This window comes from Microbacterium flavescens (genome assembly GCF_018588945.1).
Classification (GTDB): Bacteria; Actinomycetota; Actinomycetes; order Actinomycetales; family Microbacteriaceae; genus Microbacterium; species Microbacterium flavescens.
Genome location: NZ_JAFIWA010000011.1, coordinates 11,414 through 36,904, shown reverse-complemented (window position 1 = coordinate 36,904; position 25,491 = coordinate 11,414). Strand labels below are relative to the sequence as shown.

Below are 25,491 nucleotides of genomic sequence, written 5' to 3'. Positions count from 1 at the left end.
CCTCAGGTCACCGGTCGCCGTCACATCAGCAGGAACACGAGCGCACCCGCCGATCCGAGGGCCACCGCCGCGGCGGCGAGCACCACGATCAGCGTCCGCCGGCGGTCGCGGGTCCGTGCTGCACGCTCCAGACTCTCATGGTCACCGGCCGGCGCCGGTCGATCAGGGCTCGGCGGGCGTGCGGGCGACGGGGCGCGCACCGCGCTCACCGGCGGCACCGGACGCGGGGGGACAGGCGTGCGGAGAACCTGCGCGTCGGGGATGCGCGCATCGCGGCCGCCCTCTGCGCGGGTCGCCGCGGCCGGGCGGCGATCGGCGTCGTCGGACCGTGGGGGCGGCGGCCGCAGCAGCGTGGCCTCCACCTCCCGGGCGGTTTCGGCGGCGGACACCGCCCGGCGCGACAGCACGGTGTCGTCTGCCGCGTCTGCCGCATCTGCCACGTCAGGCGCGCTGCGGCGTCGCACAGACACCACCGTCTCGTCGTCGACGGGATCCGGCGCACCGCGACGGCGGGCCGATAGCACCGTCGCATCATCGACGGCACCGGGCTCCCGGCGCCGGCGGGACGACACCGCCGTGTCACGGTCCACCGGGTCGGGCGCTCCGCGCCGCCGCACCGAGACCACGGTGGCGTCGTCGACAGCCTCGTCGGGAGGCGCTGTGGCGTCCGCGCCCGGATCGGACGCGTTCACGGGGTCGACCGGCGTCATCGGCTCGTATCGTCCGCCAGCAGCCGCAGCTCGGCATCGCCCAGGAGCAGCCGAGCGGGGGCGCGATGCGCGGCACCGGGCGGGATCTCGCGTTCGGCGCCGTCGGAGGCGATGAGGATCGTGCCGTTGGTGGAGTGCAGGTCGGTCACCGACCACTCGTCGCCGTTGCGCTCGAGGCGCAGGTGCGTCTTGGAGACGGTGCCGTCGTCGACCACGACGAGCTGCGCGTCGGGGAACGCGGTGCTCCGCGCCGGCCGGCGTCCGACGAGCACGACATCCGCATCGAGGTCGACCGAACTGCCGGTCGGCAACTGGAGGGACCACTTCCCCTTGCGGCGGTTCGCGATCACCGTCTCGTCGACGTCGTCGGGGATCTCGGGCAGGACGTGCTGCGCGGAGACCGAGGTCCGCGCGGAGCGCGGGGTTCCGGCATCCGGTGCTCCGGCGACCGCCGACACCTCGCCGGACGCCTCCGGGAAGGCGTCGCCCTCAGGAAGCGGCGAGCGCGCCGGAGCCCAGGGCTCGACGGTCGGCGCAGGACGTGCGGCGGGCACGCGGGTGACGGCGGGCCGGGGATCGGAGTCCTCGTCCGGCTGGTCGGCGGCGACCCCGGGGACGGCGGCGATCGGATGCGGTGCGCCGCTGACGGCTGCAGTGACCTCACCGGTCAGCTCGACGACGGCGCCGAGATCGAAGCCGCCCCAGTTCTGATTGGCGCGTGCCGACGTGGCGGGCGCGGGTGCGGACTCCTCGCCGAGCACCGGGGACGGATCGGCCGGCCGCGGGGGGATGTTCGGGTGCGAGGGCTCGGTGTAGTCGAACGCCGCGGGGGGCACGGGCCGCGACGCACCGGTCACCGGCACGAAGGAGATCGGCTCGTCGGCAGCGGCCAGAGCGGCCGGGGCACCGGCGGCACGAGGCGCGCCGGAAGCAGGAGCCGGCGGCACGGGGGGCGCCGGGGGCATCGCAGCCGTCGGCGCGGGAGCCCAGGCGTGGGGCGCGGCCGCGCTCCCGGTGCCGGGCAGCGGCGGGGGCGGTCCGGCGTCGGCGGGCGTGAAGCCCGGGACACGGGCTTCGGACTCGGCGGTGGAGCGGCGCACGCCCGCGGCGTGGTCGGCACCCACCCAGCGGGCGGAGCCGAAGCCGAGCACCGTCGCCCACACCGGGAACAGCAGCGCGGCGAGCACGGTCATGCCGACGCCGAATCCGAAGGCGACGTTGACCCGATAGCAGGCGATCACGATGAACACCCACAGCGCGACCCCGCCGAGCACGGGAACGAGCGCCAGCAGTACGAGCCAGGGCGACAGACCCCCGAGCTGCAGCAGCACGATGACGTTGAGGACCGGAACCCACGCCTTCCACGACTCCTCGCCCGACTTGCGGAACACGGCGGAGAGCGCGAGCGCCGTCCAGACGTAGACGGCGGCGACCGCGAGCAGCGAGATCAGGATCCCGGCGACGGTGGCGGATGCATCGGCATTCATGGCATCGGTCGCACGGGCTGGACTGCCCGGCGCCTCCCCCTCTCGGCGAAACGCGTGCGGGCACCCGTGGGAGGTGCCAGGTGTCGGACGAACGATCTCAACGATACGGTCACGGCAAGCCTTCTCCAGAACCCTCGCTCCGTTGCGAGGAGGCGACGCTCGTCGTCGACCCACCGCCAGTACTCCGCGGCGTCGGTCTCCGTCGCGTCTCCGGACGAGAATACGGCGCGGTCGGCGGTGTCAGCGAGTCGGAGCCCGGCGCCCGAGCCGAAGCCGAGTGCGAGCTCGCGGCGGGTGTGCGTGCGCGGCGCTTCGCGACCGGCGTCGATCGCGGCATCCACGTACTCCTCCCACCCTCCGGCGATGCGCGTCGCCGGCGAAAGCGCCCGCCGACGGCCGCGACGCCGGGCGGCCTTGGCCCCGATGACCACGAGGAAGGGCCCGAGCGCGAGCCCGAGGATCAGCAGGGCGACACCGGTGGTGCGCAGGATCGGCCACAGCCAGGCGAGGTCGAGACCCGTCTCCTCGACCGCGGGGTCGCTCGTGGCGGAGTCCTCCTGGAGCGGATCGGGCGGGAGCACCTCTTCGACCGTGTCGGGGCGCACCTCGGTGACGATCTCCGGGTCGCGCTGCTCGGTGACGTCGAGGCTGGGCGACTCGTCCCATTGCGGTGTCACGTCGACGGAGACCCAGTCCCCGTCGGCGGACTGCACCTCGGTCCACGCCGAGAGGTCCTGCGCCTGGCACACGCCCTCGTCGCACGAGGTGAGACCGGGCTGCGTCTCACCGAGGCGCGCGCCGAGCACCACCCTCGACGGGAATCCGAGCTCGCGCGCGATCAAGGCGACCGCGACGGCGAACTGCTCGTCGTCGCCCACCGCCGCGACGTAGTTGCCGGATGCCTTCGCGCGCGGATCGTCCTCCCGCTCCAGCAGCCGACCGAACATCGCGTCGACGCGTGCGAGCGAATGCCCTGATGCGCTGGGCTGGAAGCGGTAGTCCGCCAGCGCGTCCGCCCAGGCAGGCCCCTCGTCACCGCCGTCGTCGAGTCCGTGGCTGAGGTAGCCGCGCTCGCGCAGCAGCCCGACGAGCTCGGCAAGCGCCGCCCCTCCGCTGCCTGAGAGGTGCGCTTCAACCCAGGCCCTCAGACTGTCCGGCGCCGCGATACCGCTGCCTGCGCCGCCCGGCGCCTCGATCTCGCTGAGAACGGGCGTCTCCGGTTCGACGCCCGAGGCGACGTACCGGTCGCCGGGTGCGAGTCCTCCGCCGGCTGTCTGCACCCCGGCCGAAGCGGCGGCGTTGTAGTAGAACCGATCCGCGAGGGCCGCGGCACGACCGCCCTCGAATTCGACGCCCGACAGGCGCCCGACCGTCGGCATCCAGATGCCGTCGAGTGCTTCGATCTCGATGGTCGCCTCGATCGGCGTGCCGTCGCCGGCGTCGAGCGATGAGGGCACGCGCACGAAACGGCCCGCGTCGACCGACCCTTCGCCACCGCTGCGGAACACTTCGCCGTCGTACGCGTCGAGAGTGGCGAGCCGCACGCGCTCCGGCAGGGACGAGTCGGACGTGACCGTGAAGAGGACGTCCTGCGCCCGCTCCTCCGTGAACAGCGCGCGGTACTCGGCGAGCGGGCTGACCGCGGCCGAGAGATCGATCTCCGGTCCAACGGCCGACCGCAGCACGTCGCGCTCCGCGCCGCGCGCGGCGAAGGGGACCACGCCGACCGCCAGGACGAGGGCTGCCGCCACCATTCCCGCGCCGAGCGCCGTCCGCCGCCGGTCCGCCCGCGACGGCCGCCGCGAGACGCGCACCCCGCTGGACGCGGCCGCCCGCTGCAGCGCGCGCAGGCGCTCGTCGTGGGTGCGCCACGCGAGCCACAGCAGACACGACAGCAGGCTGAGCGCACCGAGCGCCGTCTCGACAGGGGCGTAGAGGGACAGCGGCCCGAGCGTGATCGGCGCGCTCACCGTCGTCCTGCCGAAGAAGAGCCCGAACGACACCATCGCCAGTGCGACGGGGACGGCCGCGTAGGCGATGCGGTCGGCGCGCCAGGCGAGCAGGAGCAGCACGCACGTTCCGACGAGGAACACGATGAGGGCGGGGACGAGGAGATTGCGGTAGGAGCCGACCGGCAGCTCCACCGTGATGAGGTCCTTCCAGCCGAGCACCGCGCCCGAGGCCAGCTCGCCGAAGCCGCGCAGCAGGTCGGCCGGTCCGCCGAGGCGCGAGGGCACGGCGAGCGGCACGCCGATGACGAAGAACGCGACGAGCAGCCCACCGGCCACGATCCAGCCGCTCCACCGACGGCGCGTCGCGACGGCCGCAAGCGCGGACGCGATCGAAACGGCGACCGTCACGAGGGGCCCGAACGACCACGAGCGGTAGATCGGCCAGGCGGCTGCCGCCGCCACCAGGACGACTATGAGGGCGAACAGGCTCCCGACGACGATGCGCGGAACGACCCGGGGCGTGCGGTCGGCGCCGGTCGAGGCATCCCTCCGCCCGCTCATGCCGTCGCCCCCCGCAGGAGGAGGCCCGACAGATCGTCGAGGGTGCCGACAGTGAGGACCGTGAGCGCCGACAGTGGCTGCATCCGCGGGTGCGCCCGCTCGTCGCAGATGACGGCGACGACGGTGGTGTCCACGGGGAAGGCGAGCGCCGCCTGCTGCAGGCGCGTGAGCGTGACGCGGGATCCGACGACGACGAAGGCGATCGACAGCCGGTCGCCGGACTCCGCCGTCAGACGGCAGACGTCCGCGACGAGCATGGTGCTCTCGAGCAGCTCCACGCTGCTGAAGCCGTCCAGCATGGTGCGGGGGGATGCCGCGGGGATGTGCCGGATCGCGCGCAGGCGACCGCGCACCACACGCGGGATCTCCGACCCCGTGACGACCTCGACATCCCGCGCGTCGCGGACCGCGCGCAGCCCCAGCGACGCGGCGCAGGAGACGGCCAGTTCGAACTCGTCGGCGTCGGCGTACTCGTACTCGGCGACGCCCAGCACGACCGCCATCCGCGAGCGCCGCGACTCCTCGTACTGACGCACCATCAGCCGCCCGGTCTTGGCCGTCGACTTCCAGTGGATCTGCCGGCGCGAGTCTCCCGACGTGTACTCCCGAATCGCGTGGAACGACATGTCCGAGTCGACGAGGCGGCGCGTGGGACTCCCCTCCAGATCGCGGATGAGGCCCGCGCTCGTCGAGGGGATCGACGTCGTGCGGGGATGCACGTAGACGTCGTGGACGTCCTCGAACGCGTGCTCGCGTCGCAGGAGGCCGATGGGGTCGCTGCGCACGGTCGTGACGGGTCCGACCGTGACGATGCCCCGGCGGAGCCCGGGGATCTCGAGAGGCTGCGAGACGCTGTGCCCGGGGCGCAGAAACGGCACCCCGAACTCGACGAGACCCGCGCCGACCGGGATGTCGAGGCGGCCCGGAAGCGCAATGCGGTGGCCGTCGTTGCGGACCACGATCTCACCGGTGACGCCGTCGCCGGCCACGACCCGCTCGTGGGTGAGCGACAGACCGACGTCGTACGACCGGGCGCCGAAGAGGAAGGGGATGGATGCCACGACCAGCACGAGTGCGGCGGCGCCGGCTACCATCCACTCGACCCAGCCGAAGACGTAGCCCAGCCCGAGTCCCACCGTCGCCGCGAGCACGACCAGCACCCCTGCGGGCCGGACCGTGCGAGCGGTCCAGCCAGCCGCTGCCGCGGTTGCGCGCCGAAGCGCGGCCCAGGCACCGGCGGCCCACACGACTCCCCGCACCAAGGCGCGCGAACGACCGCCCGACGCCACCGAGGTGGCGGTGACGGTGGTGCGGCCCGTGGACCCCGTGTTGACGGAGGTGCGGGTGAGGCGGGACTCGGTGAGGCTCATACAGCCTCGCGGCGACTGGGCGGGGCGACGTCGAGCAGCACCTGGCCGATCACGGCCTCCTGCGTGACGCCGTCGAACTCGGCCTCGGGGTGGAGGATGAGGCGGTGCGAGAGCACGGGCACGGCGAGCGCCTTCACATCGTCCGGCGTCGCAAAGGTGCGACCCTGGGAGACCGCGCGGGTGCGGCTCGCGCGTGCGAGCGCGAGTGCACCGCGGATGCTGACGCCCAGCCGCACCTCGTCGGCCGAGCGGGTGCTGTCGACGAGACGGGCGATGTAGTCGAGCACGAGCGCGTCGACGTAGACCTGGGCGGCGAGGTCGGCCATTCCGACGAGCGCCTGCGGCGTGATGATCGGGGCGAGGTCGGCGGTCGCGACCGCCGCGCCGTCGAGGATGCGCACGGTCGCGGCGTGGTCGGGGTAGCCGAGCGAGGTGCGCATCATGAAGCGGTCGAGCTGCGCTTCGGGGAGGCGGTAGGTTCCGGCCTGCTCCACGGGGTTCTGCGTGGCCAGCACGAGGAAGGGCACACCGACCTGGCGCGAGACCCCGTCGATCGTGACGCGGCCCTCCTCCATCACCTCGAGCAGCGCGGACTGCGTCTTGGGGCTCGCGCGGTTGATCTCGTCGGCCAGCACGATGTTGGCGAAGATCGGACCGGCGTGGAACTCGAACACGCCCTCCTTCTGGTCGTACACGCTGATGCCGGTGATGTCTCCGGGGAGGAGATCGGGCGTGAACTGGATGCGCGTGTTCGTCCCCTGCACGGACTGCGCCATCGCGCGCGCGAGCGACGTCTTGCCGGTGCCCGGGACGTCCTCGAGCAGCACATGGCCTTCGCTGAGCATGGCGACCAGGACGAGCTCGACCATGTGGCGCTTGCCGAGAACGGCTCGCTCCACGTTGTCGGCGAGCTGCCCGAACGTCTGGGCGAACCAGGTCGCCTGCTCCTGCGTGATCGTCATGTGCTGTCCTCGTTCATCTTGCTGGGGTCTAAGGGTCACGGCGCGGGTTCCGGGGGCGTGCCGGGGTCGCAGACCGCCCCGAGGGTCTGGGTCGCAGGTGCGAGGTTCCAGGCGGCGTTCCACGTGACCGTCACCTGCAGACCCTCCACTCTCGTCGCGCCGGCGGGCACCGTCCAGGTTCCCGCCGTGTAGGGCAGCGCGGTGCCTGCGGCGTCGTAGAAGACCGCGCCGGCGTCCGACCACGCGATGCCGGCCTCCCCGTTGCTCGACGAGCTCGTGACGGGCAGGAGGGAACCGGCGACGCACGACCCGACTTCCCATCGCGCCTGCACCTGGTACGGGGCGCTTCCCGCGGCGGGCACCACGGGACCGCGGTCGGACTCGGTGCCCCAGATCCGGTGGCGGAAGTAGACGCGGATGCCGGGGTCGCGGTCATACACCGAGGTGCCGGGGCCCCAGCCCTCGAACTGCACGACGTTGAAGCGCGGCGGGGCCTGACCCGGTGCGGGACCGTCGACGATCCGCCAGCGGGCCGCCTGGCCCTCGATCACCGGGTCGGGAGCCACCGTGAAGGTGTAGCCCTGGGGCGCGACGCCGGACTGCTGCGCCCGCACGGTCGCCTCGGCGGACGCGGACCCGAACGAGGATCCGTCGTACCAGGACTCCACGCACACGAAGAAGCGGTAGTCGCGGCCATCCTCCATGCCGGGGAACGACGCGCGATCCCCACCCGCGACCGGGGCGCAGGAATTCCGCTGGTCGTAGGGCACGATCCCGTAGCGCAGCTGCGATCCGGTGCCGTTCGGCTGGGCGGTCGCCACGGCGTCGATCGTGGAGAGCCCGTCGCCCGTCGACCGGGAGACCAGGGAGAGGGTCACGTTGAGCGGCGCACCCACGCCGTTCGCCGTGATCGTGGTCGTCGTGCCGGCAGGCTGTCCGCCGAGGCCGGGCGGCAGAGCGAAGCGGGACAGCGGCGTGATCGTGACCGGGTTGGCCGCGTTGGAGCCCACGCGGAAGCTGGGCACCCGCACGGTCACCTCTGTGCGGCCGACGGCAACGCGCTGCGTCTCACCGGCGGCGCTCACGATCTCGAACGTTCCCGTCTCCGCGGCGTCCACGCCCTCGATGAGAAGGGAGATGATCCCGCCCTCGCCGCTCGCGGTCGCGACGGGCGCCCACGTGACACGCGCCGGGGCCGCCGGAGTGTCATATGCCCATGCCACGGTGCTCACGCCGGCGCGCGACTCCCCCACGCCGTTGACCGCGAACGCCTCATACGTGCGCTCTTCGCCGTTGGGGGCGGTGATGGCGTCGCACACGCCGTCCGCCGAGCACTCGCTGACGTTCTGGCCGTTCGAGCGGATGACGAAGCCCGTGAGTGCCGGGTACGCCAGCCGCGCTTCGCCGGGGTCGACGCGCAGCGTCACGGTCCGATCCGCGTACGCGGTCTGGGCGACGCTCGCGGGAGCCTTGGGAAAGCCGAGAAGATCGAGCAGCAGTCGTCCGTCGCGCTCACCGCTCGTCGTGCGGTTCTGTGCGTCGCGCACGGAGAAGGTGGCGGAGCAGGTGGCGCCGGGGGCGTCCCCTGTCCAGGACGCGACGACGGCCGAGGCGGACGCGACCTGGAACGTCACACCGACGCAGGCGCCGGTCGGGCGCACGTCGACGACTTCGAGGGGAGTGCGCGGCAGCGGATTGACCTCGCCACCCACGCCGATCACGGCGATGGTGCACGACGAGCCCGTCGACTGGGAGCACTGCTGCGTCGCCGAGCCGCCCTGCGGCAGGGTGGACGGCGCCGACCCCACCCGCAGGATGAGGCGGACCGGCGGCACCAGGCTGTGGCTGGTCACCGATACCATCGCCGCTTCCTCCGAACCGGGCACCGCGGCGTCGCTTCCGGTCACCGTCACGGTGGATCCCTCGAGCGACACGTCGAATGTCGATCCGGAGTACTCCAGGGCGTAGCGGATCGCGTCCCAGCCCTGGCGCAGCTGCCAGGTTGTCATGTCACGCAGGTCGAATGTCGCCGTCTCCCCGGGTCCGACCGTCATCGACCCCGCCCTCAGCACCGGCTGCGGATCGAGGGCGTTCACGATGATGGGCACCGAGAGATAGGTCCAGTCGTCCTGGCCCTCGAGCCTCACGGGAACCTGGCAGGAGTCCGCCCAGGGCGCGCCGGGGCCGGAGTCGTACCGCACCGCGGAGCCCGATTCGGCGACGCAGGCAGCCTCGGTCCGGGCGCCCGACACGCGCATGTCCGAACCGACCTCGAGTCGGCTGCCCCGGGGCTTGGCCACCAGATCCGCCATGTCGAAGGTCACCGACTCGAGTTCGGTCACCTCCGGCACCGGCGCTCCGGAGCGGATCGAGAGGGCGAGGTCGTCGTCACCCGGAACGCGGAGGAACGCGTACGTGGTCACGGGGCCGTTCGATCCCTCGCCCGTCACGGCGAATGGGATCAGCCGCGTCTTCGCGGGCAGCTCGCCACTGATGTCCCAGCCGTCCACATCCACGCCGTCCGGGTCGCCCCACAGCGACACCTCGAGGTCGGAGACGTCGCCGCCCGACCACGCCGCCTTGTCGGCGAGGACGTCGACGCCGTCGGGGAAGTCCTCGCGCGTCTCGGCGGTGAGGATCGTATCGGCCACGACCGGGTAGTCGGGCACGTTCTCGCGCACGACCCTGACAACGACCAGACCGCGCCCGGTGTTGCCGGAACTGGACTCGACGTCGTAGAGGAAGGACATCGTCGTCGGTTCGACGCCTGCCTCGATCTCGACCGTCGTGCCATCGGTGCGGAGGATCCGCTCGTCGAGCCGGTCGAACTCGGGGTTGTCGGTGCCGTCCAGGAGCGTCGCCGGAAGGTCGGGGCGGACGTCGGTGATCGAGAGCGTCCCCAGCGTCGGATCCACATCGTTCGCGAGGGGACTGACCCTGATGGTGTTCCCCTCACCCGCCTGCACTTGGACGTAGTCGGTGAAGGTCACCGGGCTGGGATTGGACTCGGCATCGAGCACGCCGATGCGCACCGAGGCTTCCCCGGTGTCGCCGAACGCGTCGACGACGCGGTACCGGAAGGAGACCTGCCCGCTGTCGCCGGGCACGCTCGAGTACAGGATCGACGACCCGTCCGCCGAGATGGTCGCCGCGCCGCGCTCGGGCTGCTCGACGATCCGGTCGAGTGTGACGACGTCGCCGTCGGGATCCATGCCGAAGCCGTCGAACTCGATCAGCGCCGACGCCCCGCTGAGCACTCGGCCCTCGAGGGTGTCGGGAACCGGTGCCCGGTTCACCTCGTCCGCGAGCACGCGGATGCGAACCCGGGCATCGTCGGCCAGGGCCGGTGCACCTGTTGTGAAGACGGAGTAGTCGACGGCGTACTCACCCGGCTCGCTGGGCGCGAGGTAGCGCAGCATGTCGCCGGAGGCGAATGCGAGCGCGTCGTCGGTCGAGGAGATCACCTGAGCCGGGTTGAGTGTGGGTCGCCCGCCGGCCGGCGAGATGTCGTTGTCGAGCACCGGAATGTCGATCTGGGCGCCCGCGCGCACCACGACGGTGTCGTCGACGGCGATCGGCGCGAGCTCGGGCGCGAGGGGGAGCAGGTACACGGTCGCCTCGCCGACCACACGCGATCCGTCGTCCTCCGTTCCGTCGCTGACGACGTACGTCACCGTGCCGAGCCGTCCGGGCCTGCCGGTGTCCGTCGTGCCCGAGACGCGCAGATTGCTCTGGCCGACGGTGTCGACGGTCAGAGAAGCGCCCGCGTCCGCGTCGGCGACGACGTCGCTCAGCAGCAGGACCCGCCGCGTCGGGTTCGACACGGCTGCGAACACGTCGAGCGTCGCGTCCTGCTGAGGATGCACGAAGGCGACGACGGGAGACGTCGCCAACTCGGCGGGGGCGTCGGAGGGGAGCAGGGTGATGCGGGCTGTGCCGGTGACCTCGCTCGCGCCGTCCGTGACGGTGAAGTCGACCCGGAAGGTCCCGGCTTCCTTCGCCGAGAAGTCGAACTGGGTCGTGCCGTCGATCGGGGTGGCCGTCGCGGCCGCATCGTCGAGCACCCGGACCGAGTCGACCCTCAGCATGCCCGCCGTGCCCGTCACGTGCGGGGCGACGTCGATGGTGAGCGCAGTGTCGAGCGTGTCGACGACGGCGAACGACTGCGCGTGAAGCAGCGGCTCGGGCGACACCCGCACGACCAGCGCCTTCTGCGTCGTCGCGCCCTCGGTGTCGGCGATCGTCACGACCAGTTCGACGAGCTGCTCGCCTCCGCTGCCGTCGTCGCTGTGCTGATAGACGACATCGCCGGACGGGGTCGCCGCGACGCTTCCCCCGGCAGTGGTGTTCTCGACCGACAGCAGCAGGAGCGGGTCGCCTTCGGGGTCGACCCAGCCAGGCAGGACCGGCACGGTGATGGTGCCGCCGCGCGCGACCTCCGGCTGGGGCCACTCGACGAGGCAGCGCTCGACTCCGCACCACTGCGGGGCGGTGTTGACGGATGCCGCGGCCGCGGTCAGCGTCACGGTGGTGGTGTCCGAGAAGAGGCCCGCGGTGGCGGTGCCGTCCGTGACGGCGTAGGAGAACGTGGCCGTGCCTCGCGCTTCCGGCGTAGTGCGCACTGCGAGACGCTGACCGTCATCGGTGATCGACACCGACCCGAACGCAGGATCCAGACCCGACACCGATGTGGGGTCGATGCTGAGCACGTCCTCGTTCGGATCGTGATCGTTCATGAGCACGGGCAGCGCGGTGAGACTTCCCGGACGCACCCCGAACGCATCGGGCTCGGCGATCGGGGGCTTCGGATCGATGACGACCGTGAGCTGCTCATCGCTCGGCACGGCATCGGACTCGGTGCGGTCGTCGAGCGACCAGTCCTGGCTCGACGCGATGAGGCCGCCATCGGGGACGGTCCAGGCCCAGCCCGACCTGGTGTCGTTCAGGATGATCGCCCGATCGCTCGCGACGAATGCCGGCCGCCGCTCATCGGGGATCTCCGTGCCGCCGTAGTCGAGCGGTATCCGCCCGCCGTCCGAGCTCCACAGGGCACCGCCCTCTTCACCCTGCGCGAGCCATGCGGCATACACGACTCCGTCATGGACGATCGGCTGAGCCGGATCGCCGAGCACTGTTCCGGACTCGCCGGTCTCGACCTCCAGGTCGGTGCCGTCCACCGGCACGCGCACGAGTGCGGACTCGTCGGCGACGTACACGCTCGTGCCGCCGGGGTCGGGCTCGCCCACGACGACGGCTCCCGTCGTGGGGGTCTCGGTCGAGGCATCCGCACCGCGCAGCCAGACGTCGCCCCCTTCGAGATCGACGACCGCCCACTCATCGCCCGCGGCGGTGATCGCGGGCGCGTCGACCTCCTCCGCGTCGAGCGGATCGCGACCCTCCACTTCGCCCGCCTCGATGTCGTAGCGCAGGACGGAGCCGTCCTCGCGCGAGTAGGCGAACAGGATGCCGCGGTCGTCGACCGCGATCGCCTCCGCGGTGTACTGCGGGGCGTCCTCGTCCTCCGACGGGAAGGGATCGAGCTGGGCGGGCTCCCCTGCCGACAGCAGACCCGCGAACACCGCCCCGGCATCGGTGCGATAGGCGACGAAGTCTCCCGCCGTCGCCACGTCGGTGGTCCCGGCGGGCGTGGAGGCCGACGAGCGCAGCGCCTCTTCGTCGAGATGGATGGGCTGGGTCTCGTCGATGCGGGTGACTTTGCTGAGGCTGTCGCTGAAGATGTACGCCGCTTCACCGCCCTGCACGACGCGGTCGGGATTGCTGATCCCGCGCACCGTGTCGAGCTCGCGGACAGAGGTGTTCACACGCGCGTAGCGCCGGCCCCCGTCGGTCTGGAGCGCCCACACCGCGGTATCGACGTCGGGTGTCTCCTGCGCGTCCAGCCCGGGCCAGACCACGCTCGCGCCGATGATCACGGCGGCGGCCGACGCCGTCGCGACCAGGCCGGCGATGGTGCGCCGGCGCATCACAGCACTCCTGTCGCGAACATCGCGACGAGCACCGCGCCGCCCGCCACAGCGAGTCCGACCACACCGCCGACGATCCAGGGCACGGCGCTCCTGCGCGAGGGACTCGGCGAGGAGAACTCGGTGTCCTCGTCGCGCGCGAGTCCCGAGACGCCGGTCGATGAGCGGCGCTTGCGGGTCGAGTCACGCTCCAGGTGTGAGCGGGCGGGACCCCGAAGCGCCGAGTCGGTGAAGTCGACGCCCGCGGATGCCGGTGCCCACTCCTCGTCGGGGATCTCGAGCGACGTCGGCGAGAGCCCCAGCTCGGCCTGCACCTCGCGGAGCGCATCGGCGAACGCGCGCGCCGAGGTGTGCCGGCGGGCGGGATCACGGCTCATCGACGTCGACAGCACGGTCTGCAGCGACTCGGGTACGTCAGCGCGCGGGATCTCGGTGTAGCTGGCGCGGGCGATGCGGCGGCGCAGCAGCTCCTTGGTGTTCTGACCGCGCTCGCGCCGCTCGAAAGGACTGTGCCCGGCGAGCAGGGAGTACACCGTGGCGCCGAGACTCCAGACCTCACTGGCGATGGAGCCGGCCGTCTGCTCGGCGATGACTTCGGGCGCGCTCCACGGGATCGACATGGCGAGCACCTCGTCGGCGCTCTTCTGGATCAGCGACGACGAGATGCCGAAGTCGGCCAGCACCGGGGTGCCGAATGTCGTGATGAGGATGTTGCTCGGCTTGACATCGCGGTGGACGAGCCCGGCCCGGTGCGCGGACTCCAGGGCACCCGCCATGCGCACCCCGATGGCGAGCACCTCTTCGACCGGCATCCGCTCGATGCGATAGCGCTGGGCCAGCGACCCGGGGCAGTACTCCATCACGATGTAGGGCCGGCCGTCGGCCGAGATCCCGGCCTGATAGACCGTCACGATCGACGGGTGCGCCGACAGATGCGCGAGGACGTCGGCCTCGGCGTTGAACATGCGCCGCAGGTCGGGATCGCGGACGTCGCTGGGCAGGACCTTCACGGCGACGTTGCGGCGCGGCATGTCCTGCTCGTAGAGGAAGACATCGGCGAAGCCGCCGGAGCCGAGGGGGCGGATGTACGCGAGACCCGGCAGGATCGGAGGCGCGGACGGGAGCCTCGTGGCCACGTCTCCTCCTTCGGTTTTCCTGCCGCCGAAAGAGCCGGCGTGCCGATCGCACAGCAAACCTGGCCATGCTAACAAAGCAGTATCCATGAGCCTGTGCAAGCCCTGATGCTGTGGACTCAGCCGAACGCGGCGGGTGTCAGCCCGCCGAAGGATCGTGCGGGTCGAACGGTGCGTCCAGCGAACGGGTGAGCTCGTCCAGCATCGCCTCGATCTGAGGCTCGACGTACTCGGTGATCGCGGCCTGGATGCGCAGCCGGTGATGCAGCAGGATCGTGCACACCTCGCGGCCGACCATGTTGGCATAGTCGTCGGCGAGCCCGACCTCCTGCCGGAGCGCCGCCTTGGCCTCGTCGCTCAGGGGCGGCAGCGCCGGGATACCGGCATCCGCCTCCTCCGCGAGCCCGGAGATCGTGAACAGGAACGGAGCGCCCGGAACCGGATCGGGGTCGAGCGGCAGGCCCTCGTACTCCGGCTCGAGGTTCTCCGCCGGGCGGTAGCTGCGGGCGCGGTTGCGTGCGGCCTGCTGGTCGAGCTCGGCCTGGAGCATGGGCAGGTTGAGGGAGGTGTACTCCGCCACCGCGCGGTCGACGATCGTCTTGATGCGCGTGGAGAGCCCGTGCTGCACGCCGTGCGGGACATCGGCGCCGAGTCCGGCCGCCGACAGCACCGGAGAGCCGAAGCAGCGGCGGCAAGGAGCCACCCGGCCGCGATGGGTGGCGGGCTCCCAGCGGGGCAGCCACGCGAGCCAGGCGTCCACCGCCTGGCTGACCTGCGTCTCGAGAGAGCGCTCCACGGTGTCAACGGTAGTACCGCGGCGCCGCGCGCGCCGCGATTGCGCGGATCAGAACGGAGAAGAGAGCGGATGCCGCGACCACGGCTACTCGTCGAACTCGTCCTCCCACGGCCAGCGCGGCCGTTGCGCACGTGTGCGGACCAGCGCGATGCCCGCCCACCCTGCGACGAATCCCGCGGCGGCGACGACGAGGCCAAACCAGGACGTGGCGATGCGCCCGGCGACCGGCGACGCAACCGCGAGCTCGGCACCGGTCGCGAGGGCGCCGATCCACACTCCGCCCACGTAGCCGGCGAAGCAGGCCAGGGCCGTCCAGACCGCCCCCGCGTACGAGGCCGGCCGGCGACGGACGGCCACCCAGAGGGCGCCCGCGAAGGCGGCCGTCGACAGGACGCTCCCCACGATGCCCGGCACCTGCCCCAGCCCCGGCGTCGCGATGACGTCCTCGGCTGTGGCGAGGCTCGTCATCCCGAGCCCGAAGATGAAGAGGGCGACGTAGCCCGCGGTCGCGAAGACGAGCGCGGTGACGGGGCGGACCGGTCCGCCCGTCGCCTGCGGCTCGCCGGACATCTACTGCCGGACGAGCTGCGGACCCGCTTCGAGGGTGCGCTCGTACTCGCGCTGCGCCTCGACGTTGAGCTCGGTGACGCGCCTGCCCCGCGAGGCGGCCCAGGCGCCGAACCAGATCGTGAGCTCGCGTCCGATGATGAACGCGGCGATCGCCAGCGGTGCGAGGAGGTGCTGTTCCATCAGCTCGGCGCCCTGCGACGCGGTGATGTTCCAGAACTGCTCCTGGAACAGCTGACCGAGCAGGTAGCCGCCCCACGAGGCGAAGCCGACGAGAAGGCCGAAGATCACCCACGAGCCCCAGCGGCCGCGGTTGATGATCGCACCGAGCAGCCAGAACGAGAGGAAGAACACCACGACGGGCACCCACAGCACCCACGAAGAGAGGGCGGCCAGGACGTGCCCGGCCACGTCGTCGACGTTCAGCTCGCCCGCGATGGCATCGACGGCCAGCCACACGGCCAGGTAGAGCACCGCGAACGCCAGGGCGGCGACGAGGCCGATCGCGCCGGCAGCAGCGCGGTTTCCGCGGGGGCGCGGCGCCTCGGGCGCCTGGACGAAGATCGGCTGCGGTGCGACGGGCGAGGCGACGACGGTCTCGGCGACCGGTTCGCTCGGCGTGACCACCGAAGGGGCGGCGACCGTCTCGGCGCTCGAGTCGTATGCCGCGGTTGCGGGGGAGTCGTAGACGGCGGTGCCGGACGCCGGCGCGGGAGCCGGGTCGTACTGCAGCGAGGCGGCGTCCTCGGATTCCCAGGGGTCGGGTTCGGCGGGCGCGGGGTCCCTCGCCGGGTCGACGGTCGCGTCGGAGGGCGTGGCAGCCGGTGCGGCCGCGGACGGCTCGACGGACTCGGCGCGTGCCGCCTCCGCCTCGGCCAGCCCTTCGTGCGCACGGCCGACGACGTCACCCTCGGGCGTGGGCTCCTCGACCGGTTCTCCGTAGGTCGACTTCGAGTCACTCATCGCAGGCACTCCTCACGCGGGGGTACATCCCGCACAGCGAGAGTAGCCCGGCGTCCGCCGTGTGCAGGGAAGGCGTGCCGACGCGATTCCACCTCTGATTCGCACGAGGTGGTGGTCATCCCCTGTCCGGGTGACGACCTAGGGTGGGGCACATGTCCCACCGAATGTCGCGGCTGGCGGCCGCAGCGGCATCCCTCCTCCTCTCGGTGACCGTGCTCTCGGCGTGCGCGCCCGAGACCGGTGCGAGCTCCGACCCGGTCCCTTCGTCGTCCGGAGCGGCGACGTCCGCGCCGATCCCGACCGTCACGGCCAGTCCCACCCCGACCGCGCCGGTCGAGATCCCCGACGACTGCCGCGCGATCCTCACGGCGCCCGTGCTCGCCGAGCTCGACGACGTGCCCTTGAACGACCCGGCGTTCGGCCCGTCCGGCCTGCAGAACGACGGGAGCCTCATCTGCGTCTGGCGCGATCCGGCCGCCGACACCAGCGGCCTGATCACGACGATCACCTACGTGTCGCGCGGGCCTGCCCTCGACCTGCTGAACGGTCTCGCCGATGAGGAGGACTTCACCTGCTACACCCCTGACGGCGGCACGCGCTGCGAGAAGACGTGGGAGAACGAGACCTACCCGGTGACCGACGGCCGCACGCTGTTCTGGCGGGACGGGATCCTCATCGACACCCAGTTCTCGAACCTGGCCCCCGCCGGCTACACGTCCGCGATCGTGACGAGCGTCTTCGGCTGACCTCAGCCGAACACCTGGCGCTCCAGCCGGGTGGCGTAGTCCTCGGGGTGCCACGTCGTCTCCAGGCTCACGAGCCACAACCCCTCACGGAAGACGTGCGCCTCGATCGCGTCACCTGCTCCCCCGGTGCAGCGGAGGCCCTCCTCGCCGGTCGCGCACGAGAAGCCCTGACCGCGCAGGGCCGCCTCGGCCAGCGCCGGGGCCTCGTCGTCGACGGCTGCGAGCGTCGACGACACCGCGCCGCCGTCGGAAGCCGTCCAGCTGCAGGTCACGCGCACATCCGGCGCGAGGACCTCCGTGAGCGACGTCACCGTCGTCGGCGGCGGGTCGAGGTTCTGATCGAGGAGCGTGCGCCCCGTCCACGTCATCTCGTTCCACAGGGCGTCCGAGTACAGGGCGCGGCACTCCGGAGCCTTCCCGGCGAGCGTCTGGCGAGCCGGCGTCTCGTCCGCCGGCGGCTCCACGCGGGGCGCCGTCGCGTTGCGGAGCATGTCGCCCGCCCAAGCGACCGTGACCGGCACCATGGGCAGCGAGAGCCAGATCAGGGCGCCGACGATCGCGGCGCAGCCGAGCCCGACGGGCACGGCGATCCACGAGTTGCGTCCACCCACGCGTGCCATGGCCCCCACCACCTCCTTCTCCACGGTAAGACGACGGAGTCGGATGCCGCGGCGCGGCGCGCAGCGCACGACGAAGGGCCCCGGCGAACCGGGGCCCTTCGTGTGAACTCAGACGATCAGTTGTAGTTGCCGCTGAAGTCGCCGTCGGTGGAGAAGCTGTCGAAGTCGACGTAGCTCAGGTCGGCGTCCGAGTAGGCGCCGTCCGAGGCGAAGATGCGGTTGGGGTACCGCTCGCTCTTGGCCTCCTCCGTCGCCTCGACCGAGACGTTGCGGTACTTCGCAAGTCCGGTTCCGGCGGGGATGAGCTTTCCGATGATGACGTTCTCCTTGAGGCCGACGAGCGGGTCGCTCTTGCCCTCCATCGCCGCCTGGGTGAGGACGCGCGTCGTCTCCTGGAACGATGCGGCCGACAGCCACGACTCCGTCGCGAGCGACGCCTTCGTGATGCCCATGAGCTCCGGACGACCCGACGCGGGGCGCTTGCCCTCGGCCACGGCCTCGCGGTTCATGTTCTGGTAGCGCTTGAAGTCGACCAGCTCACCCGGGAGCAGCGTGGTCTCGCCGTGGTCGACCACGGTGACCTTGCGCAGCATCTGGCGGACGATGACCTCGATGTGCTTGTCGTGGATCGGAACACCCTGCGAGCGGTACACGCCCTGGACGCCGTTGACGAGGTACTTCTGCACCTCGCGGGCACCCATGACACGCATGACCTCCTTGGGGTCGAGCGTGCCGACCTGCAGGGCCTGACCGACGGTGACGTGCTGGCCGTCCTCGACCAGAAGCGTCGCACGCTTCAGGACCGGGTAGACGTGCGGCTCGTCGCCGTTGTCAGGCGTGAGGATGATCTTCTTCGACTTGTCGGTCTCGTCGATCGTGATGCGGCCGTCCGACTCGGCGATCGGGGAGGCACCCTTCGGGGTGCGCGCCTCGAACAGCTCCTGCACGCGGGGAAGACCCTGCGTGATGTCGTCGGCCGACGCCGAACCACCGGTGTGGAAGGTGCGCATCGTCAGCTGGGTGCCGGGCTCGCCGATCGACTGGGCGGCGATGATGCCGACCGCCTCGCCGATGTCGACGATCTTGCCGGTGGCCAGCGAACGGCCGTAGCACTTCGCGCAGACGCCGACGGCCGACTCGCACGTGAGGACGGAGCGGACCTTGATGGACTCCACGCCGCCGGCCACGAGCCGGTCGATGAGCACGTCGCCCACGTCGTCGCCCGCCTCGGCGAGCACCTCGCCCGCGGGGCTGACGACGTCGGAGGACAGCGTGCGGGCGAACACCGAGTTCTCGACGTTCGCGTCGCGCAGCAGCGTGCCGTCCGAGCCCAGCGCGGCGATCGGCAGCTCGAGGCCCTTCGTCGTGCCGCAGTCCTCCTCGCGGATGATGACATCCTGCGAGACGTCCACGAGACGACGGGTGAGGTAACCCGAGTCGGCCGTACGGAGGGCCGTGTCGGCCAGACCCTTGCGGGCACCGTGCGTCGCGATGAAGTACTCCGCCACCGACAGACCCTCGCGGTACGAGGAGATGATCGGACGGGGGATGATCTCACCCTTGGGGTTGTTCACCAGGCCTCGCATACCCGCGATGTTGCGGATCTGCAGCCAGTTACCACGAGCACCCGACGACACCATGCGGTTGATGGTGTTGTCCTCCGGGAAGTTGTCGCGCATCGCCTTCTGGACGGCGTCGGTCGCCTCGGTCCAGATCTTGATGAGCTCCTGGCGACGCTCGGCGTCGGTGGTGAGACCCTTCTCGAACTGCGCCTGGACCTTCGCGGCCTGCTTCTCGAAGCCGGCCACGATCTCGGCCTTGTTCGGCGGGGTGAGGATGTCGCTCAGCGCCACCGTGACACCCGAACGGGTGGCCCAGTAGAAGCCGGCGTCCTTGATGCGGTCGAGCGAAGCCGCGACCTCCACCTTCGGGTACTCCTCGGCCAGCTTGTTGACGATCTGCGACAGCTTGCCCTTGTCCGCCTGCTCGCGCACGAACGGGTAGCCCTTGGGGAGCGTGTCGTTGAAGATCGCCTGACCCAGCGAGGTCTCGACGAGGCCGTTGCGCTCGTACGCGGCGATGCTCTCGGCGGTCTCGCCCTCGGACTCGAGGAAGGTCATGCCGGGGATGCGGATGCGCACCTTGGCCTGCAGGTCGAGGGTGCCCTCGTCCTTCGCCAGGATCGCCTCGCCGACGGAGCCGAACACACGACCCTCACCGGCGGCGCCCTCCTTGACGGTCGTCAGGTGGTGCAGACCGATGATCATGTCCTGCGAGGGCAGGGTCACCGGGCGGCCGTCCGACGGCTTCAGGATGTTGTTCGACGCGAGCATCAGGATGCGGGCCTCGGCCTGAGCCTCGACCGACAGCGGCAGGTGCACGGCCATCTGGTCGCCGTCGAAGTCCGCGTTGAACGCGGCGCAGACGAGCGGGTGCAGCTGGATGGCCTTGCCCTCGACCAGCTGAGGCTCGAAGGCCTGGATGCCGAGACGGTGCAGCGTGGGCGCGCGGTTGAGCAGCACGGGGCGCTCGCGGATGATCTCCTCGAGCACGTCCCAGACCTCGGGACGCGTGCGCTCGACGGCGCGCTTGGCCGCCTTGATGTTCTGCGAGTGACCGAGGTCGATCAGGCGCTTGATCACGAACGGCTTGAAGAGCTCGAGGGCCATCTGCTTGGGCAGACCGCACTGGTGCAGCTTCAGCTGGGGTCCGACGATGATGACCGAACGACCCGAGTAGTCCACGCGCTTGCCGAGCAGGTTCTGGCGGAACCGGCCCTGCTTGCCCTTGAGCATGTCGCTCAGGGACTTGAGGGCGCGGTTGCCGGTGCCCGTGACGGGACGACCGCGGCGGCCGTTGTCGAACAGCGCGTCGACGGCCTCCTGCAGCATCCGCTTCTCGTTGTTGACGATGATCTCGGGGGCACCGAGGTCGATCAGGCGACGGAGGCGGTTGTTGCGGTTGATCACACGACGGTAGAGGTCGTTGAGGTCGGAGGTCGCGAAGCGGCCACCGTCGAGCTGCACCATCGGGCGCAGCTCCGGCGGGATCACCGGGACGACGTCGAGAACCATCGAGGCCGGCGACATGCCGGTCGACAGGAACGAGTTGACGACCTTCAGGCGCTTGATCGCACGGATCTTGCGCTGGCCCTTGCCCTCCGAGATCTGCAGGTGGAGGCTGTCGGCCTCTGCCTGCAGGTCGAACGCCTCGAGACGGCGCTTGATCGACTCCGCGCCCATGTGGGCCTCGAAGTACTGACCGAAGCGGTCCTGCAGCTCGTGGAAGATCTCGTCCTCGCCCTTGAGCGCGCCGACCTCGAGCGTGCGGAAGTCCTCCCACACGCGCTCGAGACGGGCGATCTGGTCGTCCGCGTTCTTGCGGATCGAGGCCATCTCCTTCTCGGCGGCGTCCTTGACCTTCTTCTTCTGGTCGGCCTTGGCGCCTTCCTCCTCGAGCGCGGCGAGCTCCTCCTCCAGCTTCTGGAGGCGGGTCGCGATGCGCGAGTCGCGGCGGTCGGCCATCGTCTTCAGCTCGAGACGGATGTTGTTCTCCTGCGTCGCGAGGTCGCGGTGACGCGCCTCCTCGTCGACGGAGATCACCATGTACGCGGCGAAGTAGATGACCTTCTCGAGGTCCTTCGGCGCCATGTCGAGCAGGTAGCCCAGACGCGACGGGACGCCCTTGAAGTACCAGATGTGGGTGACGGGCGCGGCGAGCTCGATGTGGCCCATGCGCTCGCGACGGACCGAGGACTTGGTGACCTCGACGCCGCAGCGCTCGCAGACGATGCCCTTGAAGCGCACGCGCTTGTACTTGCCGCACGCGCACTCCCAGTCACGCGACGGCCCGAAGATCTGCTCTCCGAAGAGACCGTCCTTCTCGGGCTTCAGCGTGCGGTAGTTGATGGTTTCGGGCTTCTTGACCTCGCCGAACGACCAACGACGGATGTCGTCGGCAGTGGCCAGGCCGATGCGAAGCTGATCGAAAGTGGTTGATTCGAGCACTGGTTCTCCTGTGTCGGAATTCTTCTAAAGGGCCGGAATCAGATCTCGTCGATCGACGAGGACTCGAAGCGGCTGGAGATGTTGATGCCGAGCTCTTCTGCGGCGCGGAAGGCGTCGTCGTCGGTGTCGCGGAGGTTGACCGCCGTGCCGTCGGCCGAGAGGACCTCGACGTTCAGGCAGAGCGACTGCATCTCCTTCATGAGCACCTTGAACGACTCGGGGATGCCGGGCTCCTGGATGTTCTCGCCCTTGACGATCGCCTCGTAGACCTTGACGCGGCCGAGGATGTCGTCGGACTTGATCGTGAGGAGCTCCTGGAGCGCGTACGCGGCGCCGTAGGCCTCGAGGGCCCACACCTCCATCTCACCGAAGCGCTGACCGCCGAACTGGGCCTTACCACCGAGCGGCTGCTGGGTGATCATCGAGTAGGGGCCCGTCGACCGCGCGTGGATCTTGTCGTCCACGAGGTGGTGCAGCTTCAGGATGTACATGTAGCCCACCGAGACGGGAGCCGGGAACGGCTCGCCGGAACGGCCGTCGAACAGCAGCGTCTTTCCGCTGGAGCCGATGAGACGCTCGCCGTCGCGGGTGACATTGGTCGAGTCGAGAAGACCTGCGATCTCCTCCTCGAACGCGCCGTCGAACACCGGGGTCGCGACCTTCGTGCCGGCCGGAGCCTCGAGAGCCTGCTCGGGCAGGCGCGCGGCCCACTCCGGGGTTCCCTCGACCTTCCAGCCCTGCTGGGCGATCCAGCCGAGATGCAGCTCGAGAACCTGACCGAAGTTCATTCGACCCGGGATGCCGAGCGGGTTCAGGATGACCTGGACCGGCGTGCCGTCCGCCAGGAACGGCATGTCCTCGACGGGGAGGATCTTCGCGATGACGCCCTTGTTGCCGTGACGGCCGGCGAGCTTGTCACCCTCGGTGATCTTGCGCTTCTGGGCGATGTAGACCACGACGCGGCGGTTGACGCCGGAGCCGAGCTCGTCGTCGCCGTCCTCGGCGTTGAACTCCTTGACCGCGATGATCGTGCCCTGCTCACCGTGGGGCACCTTCAGCGACGTGTCGCGCACCTCGCGGCTCTTCTCGTTGAAGATCGCGCGGAGCAGGCGCTCCTCGGCCGACAGCTCGGTCTCGCCCTTGGGCGTGACCTTGCCGACGAGGATGTCGCCGGGACGCACCTCGGCGCCGATGCGGATGATGCCGCGCTCGTCGAGGTCCTTCAGCAGGTCGGGGCTCACGTTGGGGAGGTCACGCGTGATCTCCTCCTTGCCGAGCTTCGTGTCACGGGCGTCGACCTCGTACTCCTCGATGTGGATCGAGGAGAGGGTGTCGTCCTTCACGAGGTCCTGGCTGAGGATGATGGCGTCCTCGAAGTTGTGGCCCTCCCACGTCATGAACGCGACGAGGAGGTTCTTGCCGAGCGCGAGCTCGCCGTTCTCCGTCGCCGGGCCGTCGGCGATGACCTCGCCGACCTCGACGCGGTCGCCCGCCGAGACCACGACGCGCTGGTTGTAGCTCGTGCCCTGGTTGGAGCGGTCGAACTTGCGCAGGAAGTAGTCCTGGGTGCCGCCCTCGTCGAGCTGCACGGTGACCACGTCGGCCGAGACCTCGAGGACCACGCCGGCCTTGTCGGCCGTGACCACGTCACCGGCGTCGATGGCCGCGAAGCCCTCCATGCCGGTGCCGACCACGGGCGACTCCGAGCGGAGCAGCGGAACAGCCTGACGCTGCATGTTCGCACCCATGAGGGCGCGGTTGGCGTCGTCGTGCTCGAGGAAGGGGATGAGCGACGTCGCGACCGACACCATCTGGCGCGGCGAGACATCCATGTAGCCGATCTCCTCGGCGTGGAACAGGTCGACCTCGCCACCCTGACCGCGGCGGGCCAGGATGCGGTCCTGCGCGAAGTGGCCGTCGGCCTTCAGCTCGACGCCGGCCTGCGCGACGATGTAGTCGCTCTCCTCGCTCGCGGTGAGGTAGTCGATCTGGTCGGTGACCTTGCCGTTCACGACCTTGCGGTACGGCGTCTCGATGAAGCCGAACGCGTTGATGCGCGCGAACGATGCGAGCGAGCCGATCAGACCGATGTTCGGGCCTTCCGGCGTCTCGATCGGGCACATGCGGCCGTAGTGCGAGGGGTGGACGTCACGGACCTCGACGCCTGCACGCTCACGCGACAGACCGCCGGGACCGAGCGCCGAGAGGCGGCGCTTGTGGGTCAGGCCCGCGAGCGGGTTGTTCTGGTCCATGAACTGCGAGAGCTGCGAGGTTCCGAAGAACTCCTTGATCGCGGCCACGACGGGGCGGACGTTGATCAGGGTCTGCGGCGTGATCGCCTCGATGTCCTGCGTGGTCATGCGCTCGCGGACGACGCGCTCCATGCGCGACAGACCGGTGCGGACCTGGTTCTGGATGAGCTCGCCGACCGCACGGATGCGACGGTTGCCGAAGTTGTCGATGTCGTCGATGTCGAGGCGGATCTCGGCGGGCTTGCCCCCGCGGATGCCGTCGAACGTGACGTCGCCGCGGTGGAGGCGCACCAGGTACTTGATCGTCGCGACGATGTCGTCGACGGTGAGGACCGAGTCCGTCAGCGGCTTGTCGAGGCCGAGCTTCTGGTTGATCTTGTAGCGACCCACCTTGGCCAGGTCGTAGCGCTTCGGGTTGAAGTAGAAGTTGTCCAGCAGCGCGCGGGCGGCCTCGGCGGCGACCTGCTCGCCCGGACGGAGCTTGCGGTAGATGTCGCGGAGGGCGTCCTCCTTCGAGAGGATCGTGTCCTTCGACAGCGTCTCCTCGATCGACTCGAAGCCGGCGAACTCGGCGAGGATGTCCTCGCTGGTCAGGCCGAGCGCCTTGAGGAAGACGGTGACCGACTGCTTGCGCTTGCGGTCGATGCGGACGCCGACCTGGTCGCGCTTGTCGATCTCGAACTCGAGCCACGCACCGCGGCTGGGGATGACGCGCGCCGAGACGATGTCCTTGTCGGACGTCTTGTCGGGGGTGCGGTCGAAGTAGACGCCGGGCGAACGGACGAGCTGCGACACGACGACGCGCTCGGTGCCGTTGATGATGAACGTGCCCTTGCCGGTCTGGAGCGGGAAGTCGCCCATGAAGACCGTCTGGGTCTTGATCTCACCGGTCTGGTGGTTCATGAACTCGGCCTCGACGTAGAGCGGGGCCGCGTACGTCTTGCCGCGCTCCTTGCACTCCTCGATGGAGTACTTCTCGGGCTCGAGGTACGGGTTCGTGAACGAGAGCTGCATCGTCTCGCTCAGGTCTTCGATGGGGCTGATCTCCTCGAAGATCTCCTCGAGACCGCTGATCTCGGGGACATCGGTGCGACCGGCCTTCTGGGCGTCGGCGACGCGCGTCTTCCACGCGTCGTTGCCGACCAGCCAGTCGAAGGACTCGGTCTGAAGCGCCAGCAGGTCAGGGACCGTCAGCGTGTCGGAGATCTTGGCGAACGAGAGGCGGGATGCTCCGCGGCCGTTCTTGGGGGTGGTGGTGGTGGATGCGTTGCGCGCAGCAGCCAAGGGGATTACCTCCGGTGGGCCCGGGTAGGGCTCGTTTCCTTGTCGTCAGGTGTGGAGTGCTCATTCGTCCCCGATTGCCCGCGCGTCACGCCTCGCC

Annotated in this window: 14 protein-coding genes; 1 reads left to right on the top strand and 13 read right to left on the bottom strand. The window is 70.4% G+C overall.

Annotated features, from left to right (window positions below):
* Window positions 1–20: 20 nt before the first annotated feature.
* The 10 genes from JX005_RS15470 to JX005_RS15425 all read right to left on the bottom strand — a co-directional run bounded on the left by JX005_RS15470 (window position 21) and on the right by JX005_RS15425 (window position 16,485).
* The gene (locus JX005_RS15470) at window positions 21–710 is read right to left on the bottom strand and encodes a hypothetical protein (protein WP_214468491.1); all 690 of its coding nucleotides are present in this window, start codon (window positions 708–710) and stop codon (window positions 21–23) included.
* Window positions 707–2,197: a DUF5684 domain-containing protein gene (locus JX005_RS15465; protein WP_214468490.1), complete on the bottom strand. Its 1,491-nt coding sequence runs from the start codon at window positions 2,195–2,197 to the stop codon at window positions 707–709. The genes JX005_RS15470 and JX005_RS15465 overlap by 4 nt, the downstream gene beginning before the upstream one ends.
* Window positions 2,194–4,710 (bottom strand): transglutaminase TgpA family protein, encoded by a 2,517-nt coding sequence (locus JX005_RS15460; protein WP_214468489.1) that lies wholly within the window; start codon window positions 4,708–4,710, stop codon window positions 2,194–2,196. The genes JX005_RS15465 and JX005_RS15460 overlap by 4 nt, the downstream gene beginning before the upstream one ends.
* Entirely contained in the window at window positions 4,707–6,080 is a 1,374-nt protein-coding gene (locus JX005_RS15455; protein ID WP_214468488.1) for a DUF58 domain-containing protein, read from the bottom strand. The genes JX005_RS15460 and JX005_RS15455 overlap by 4 nt, the downstream gene beginning before the upstream one ends.
* On the bottom strand, window positions 6,077–7,042 hold the full coding sequence (locus JX005_RS15450) for an AAA family ATPase (protein ID WP_214468487.1): 966 nt from the start codon (window positions 7,040–7,042) through the stop codon (window positions 6,077–6,079). Before JX005_RS15450 ends, JX005_RS15455 begins: the two co-directional genes overlap by 4 nt.
* A 35-nt stretch (window positions 7,043–7,077) precedes the next feature.
* Window positions 7,078–13,026 (bottom strand): Ig-like domain-containing protein, encoded by a 5,949-nt coding sequence (locus JX005_RS15445; protein ID WP_214468486.1) that lies wholly within the window; start codon window positions 13,024–13,026, stop codon window positions 7,078–7,080.
* On the bottom strand, window positions 13,026–14,162 hold the full coding sequence (locus tag JX005_RS15440) for a serine/threonine-protein kinase (RefSeq protein WP_214468485.1): 1,137 nt from the start codon (window positions 14,160–14,162) through the stop codon (window positions 13,026–13,028). Before JX005_RS15440 ends, JX005_RS15445 begins: the two co-directional genes overlap by 1 nt.
* Window positions 14,163–14,298: 136 nt before the next feature.
* On the bottom strand, window positions 14,299–14,955 hold the full coding sequence (locus JX005_RS15435; protein WP_214468484.1) for a spermidine/putrescine ABC transporter substrate-binding protein: 657 nt from the start codon (window positions 14,953–14,955) through the stop codon (window positions 14,299–14,301).
* 84 nt (window positions 14,956–15,039) lie between these two features.
* Window positions 15,040–15,525 (bottom strand): DUF6121 family protein, encoded by a 486-nt coding sequence (locus JX005_RS15430; protein WP_214468483.1) that lies wholly within the window; start codon window positions 15,523–15,525, stop codon window positions 15,040–15,042.
* On the bottom strand, window positions 15,526–16,485 hold the full coding sequence (locus JX005_RS15425; protein ID WP_214468482.1) for an ABC transporter: 960 nt from the start codon (window positions 16,483–16,485) through the stop codon (window positions 15,526–15,528).
* 152 nt (window positions 16,486–16,637) lie between these two features.
* Between JX005_RS15425 and JX005_RS15420 the strand changes: the two genes are divergently transcribed.
* Entirely contained in the window at window positions 16,638–17,231 is a 594-nt protein-coding gene (locus JX005_RS15420) for a DUF3558 domain-containing protein (RefSeq protein ID WP_246534071.1), read from the top strand.
* Between the two features lie 2 nt (window positions 17,232–17,233).
* Here JX005_RS15420 and JX005_RS15415 read toward each other — a convergent pair whose 3' ends face one another.
* The 3 genes from JX005_RS15415 to rpoB all read right to left on the bottom strand — a co-directional run bounded on the left by JX005_RS15415 (window position 17,234) and on the right by rpoB (window position 25,394).
* Entirely contained in the window at window positions 17,234–17,851 is a 618-nt protein-coding gene (locus tag JX005_RS15415) for a hypothetical protein (RefSeq protein WP_214468481.1), read from the bottom strand.
* 116 nt (window positions 17,852–17,967) lie between these two features.
* Window positions 17,968–21,858 carry a DNA-directed RNA polymerase subunit beta' gene (locus JX005_RS15410; RefSeq protein WP_214468480.1) on the bottom strand — a complete coding sequence of 1,297 codons (3,891 nt, stop codon included), beginning with the start codon at window positions 21,856–21,858 and terminating at the stop codon, window positions 17,968–17,970.
* Window positions 21,859–21,896: 38 nt separating this feature from the next.
* A complete protein-coding gene (gene rpoB / locus JX005_RS15405; protein ID WP_214468479.1) occupies window positions 21,897–25,394 on the bottom strand; it encodes a DNA-directed RNA polymerase subunit beta in 3,498 nt (1,165 codons plus the stop codon).
* Window positions 25,395–25,491 lie beyond the last annotated feature (97 nt).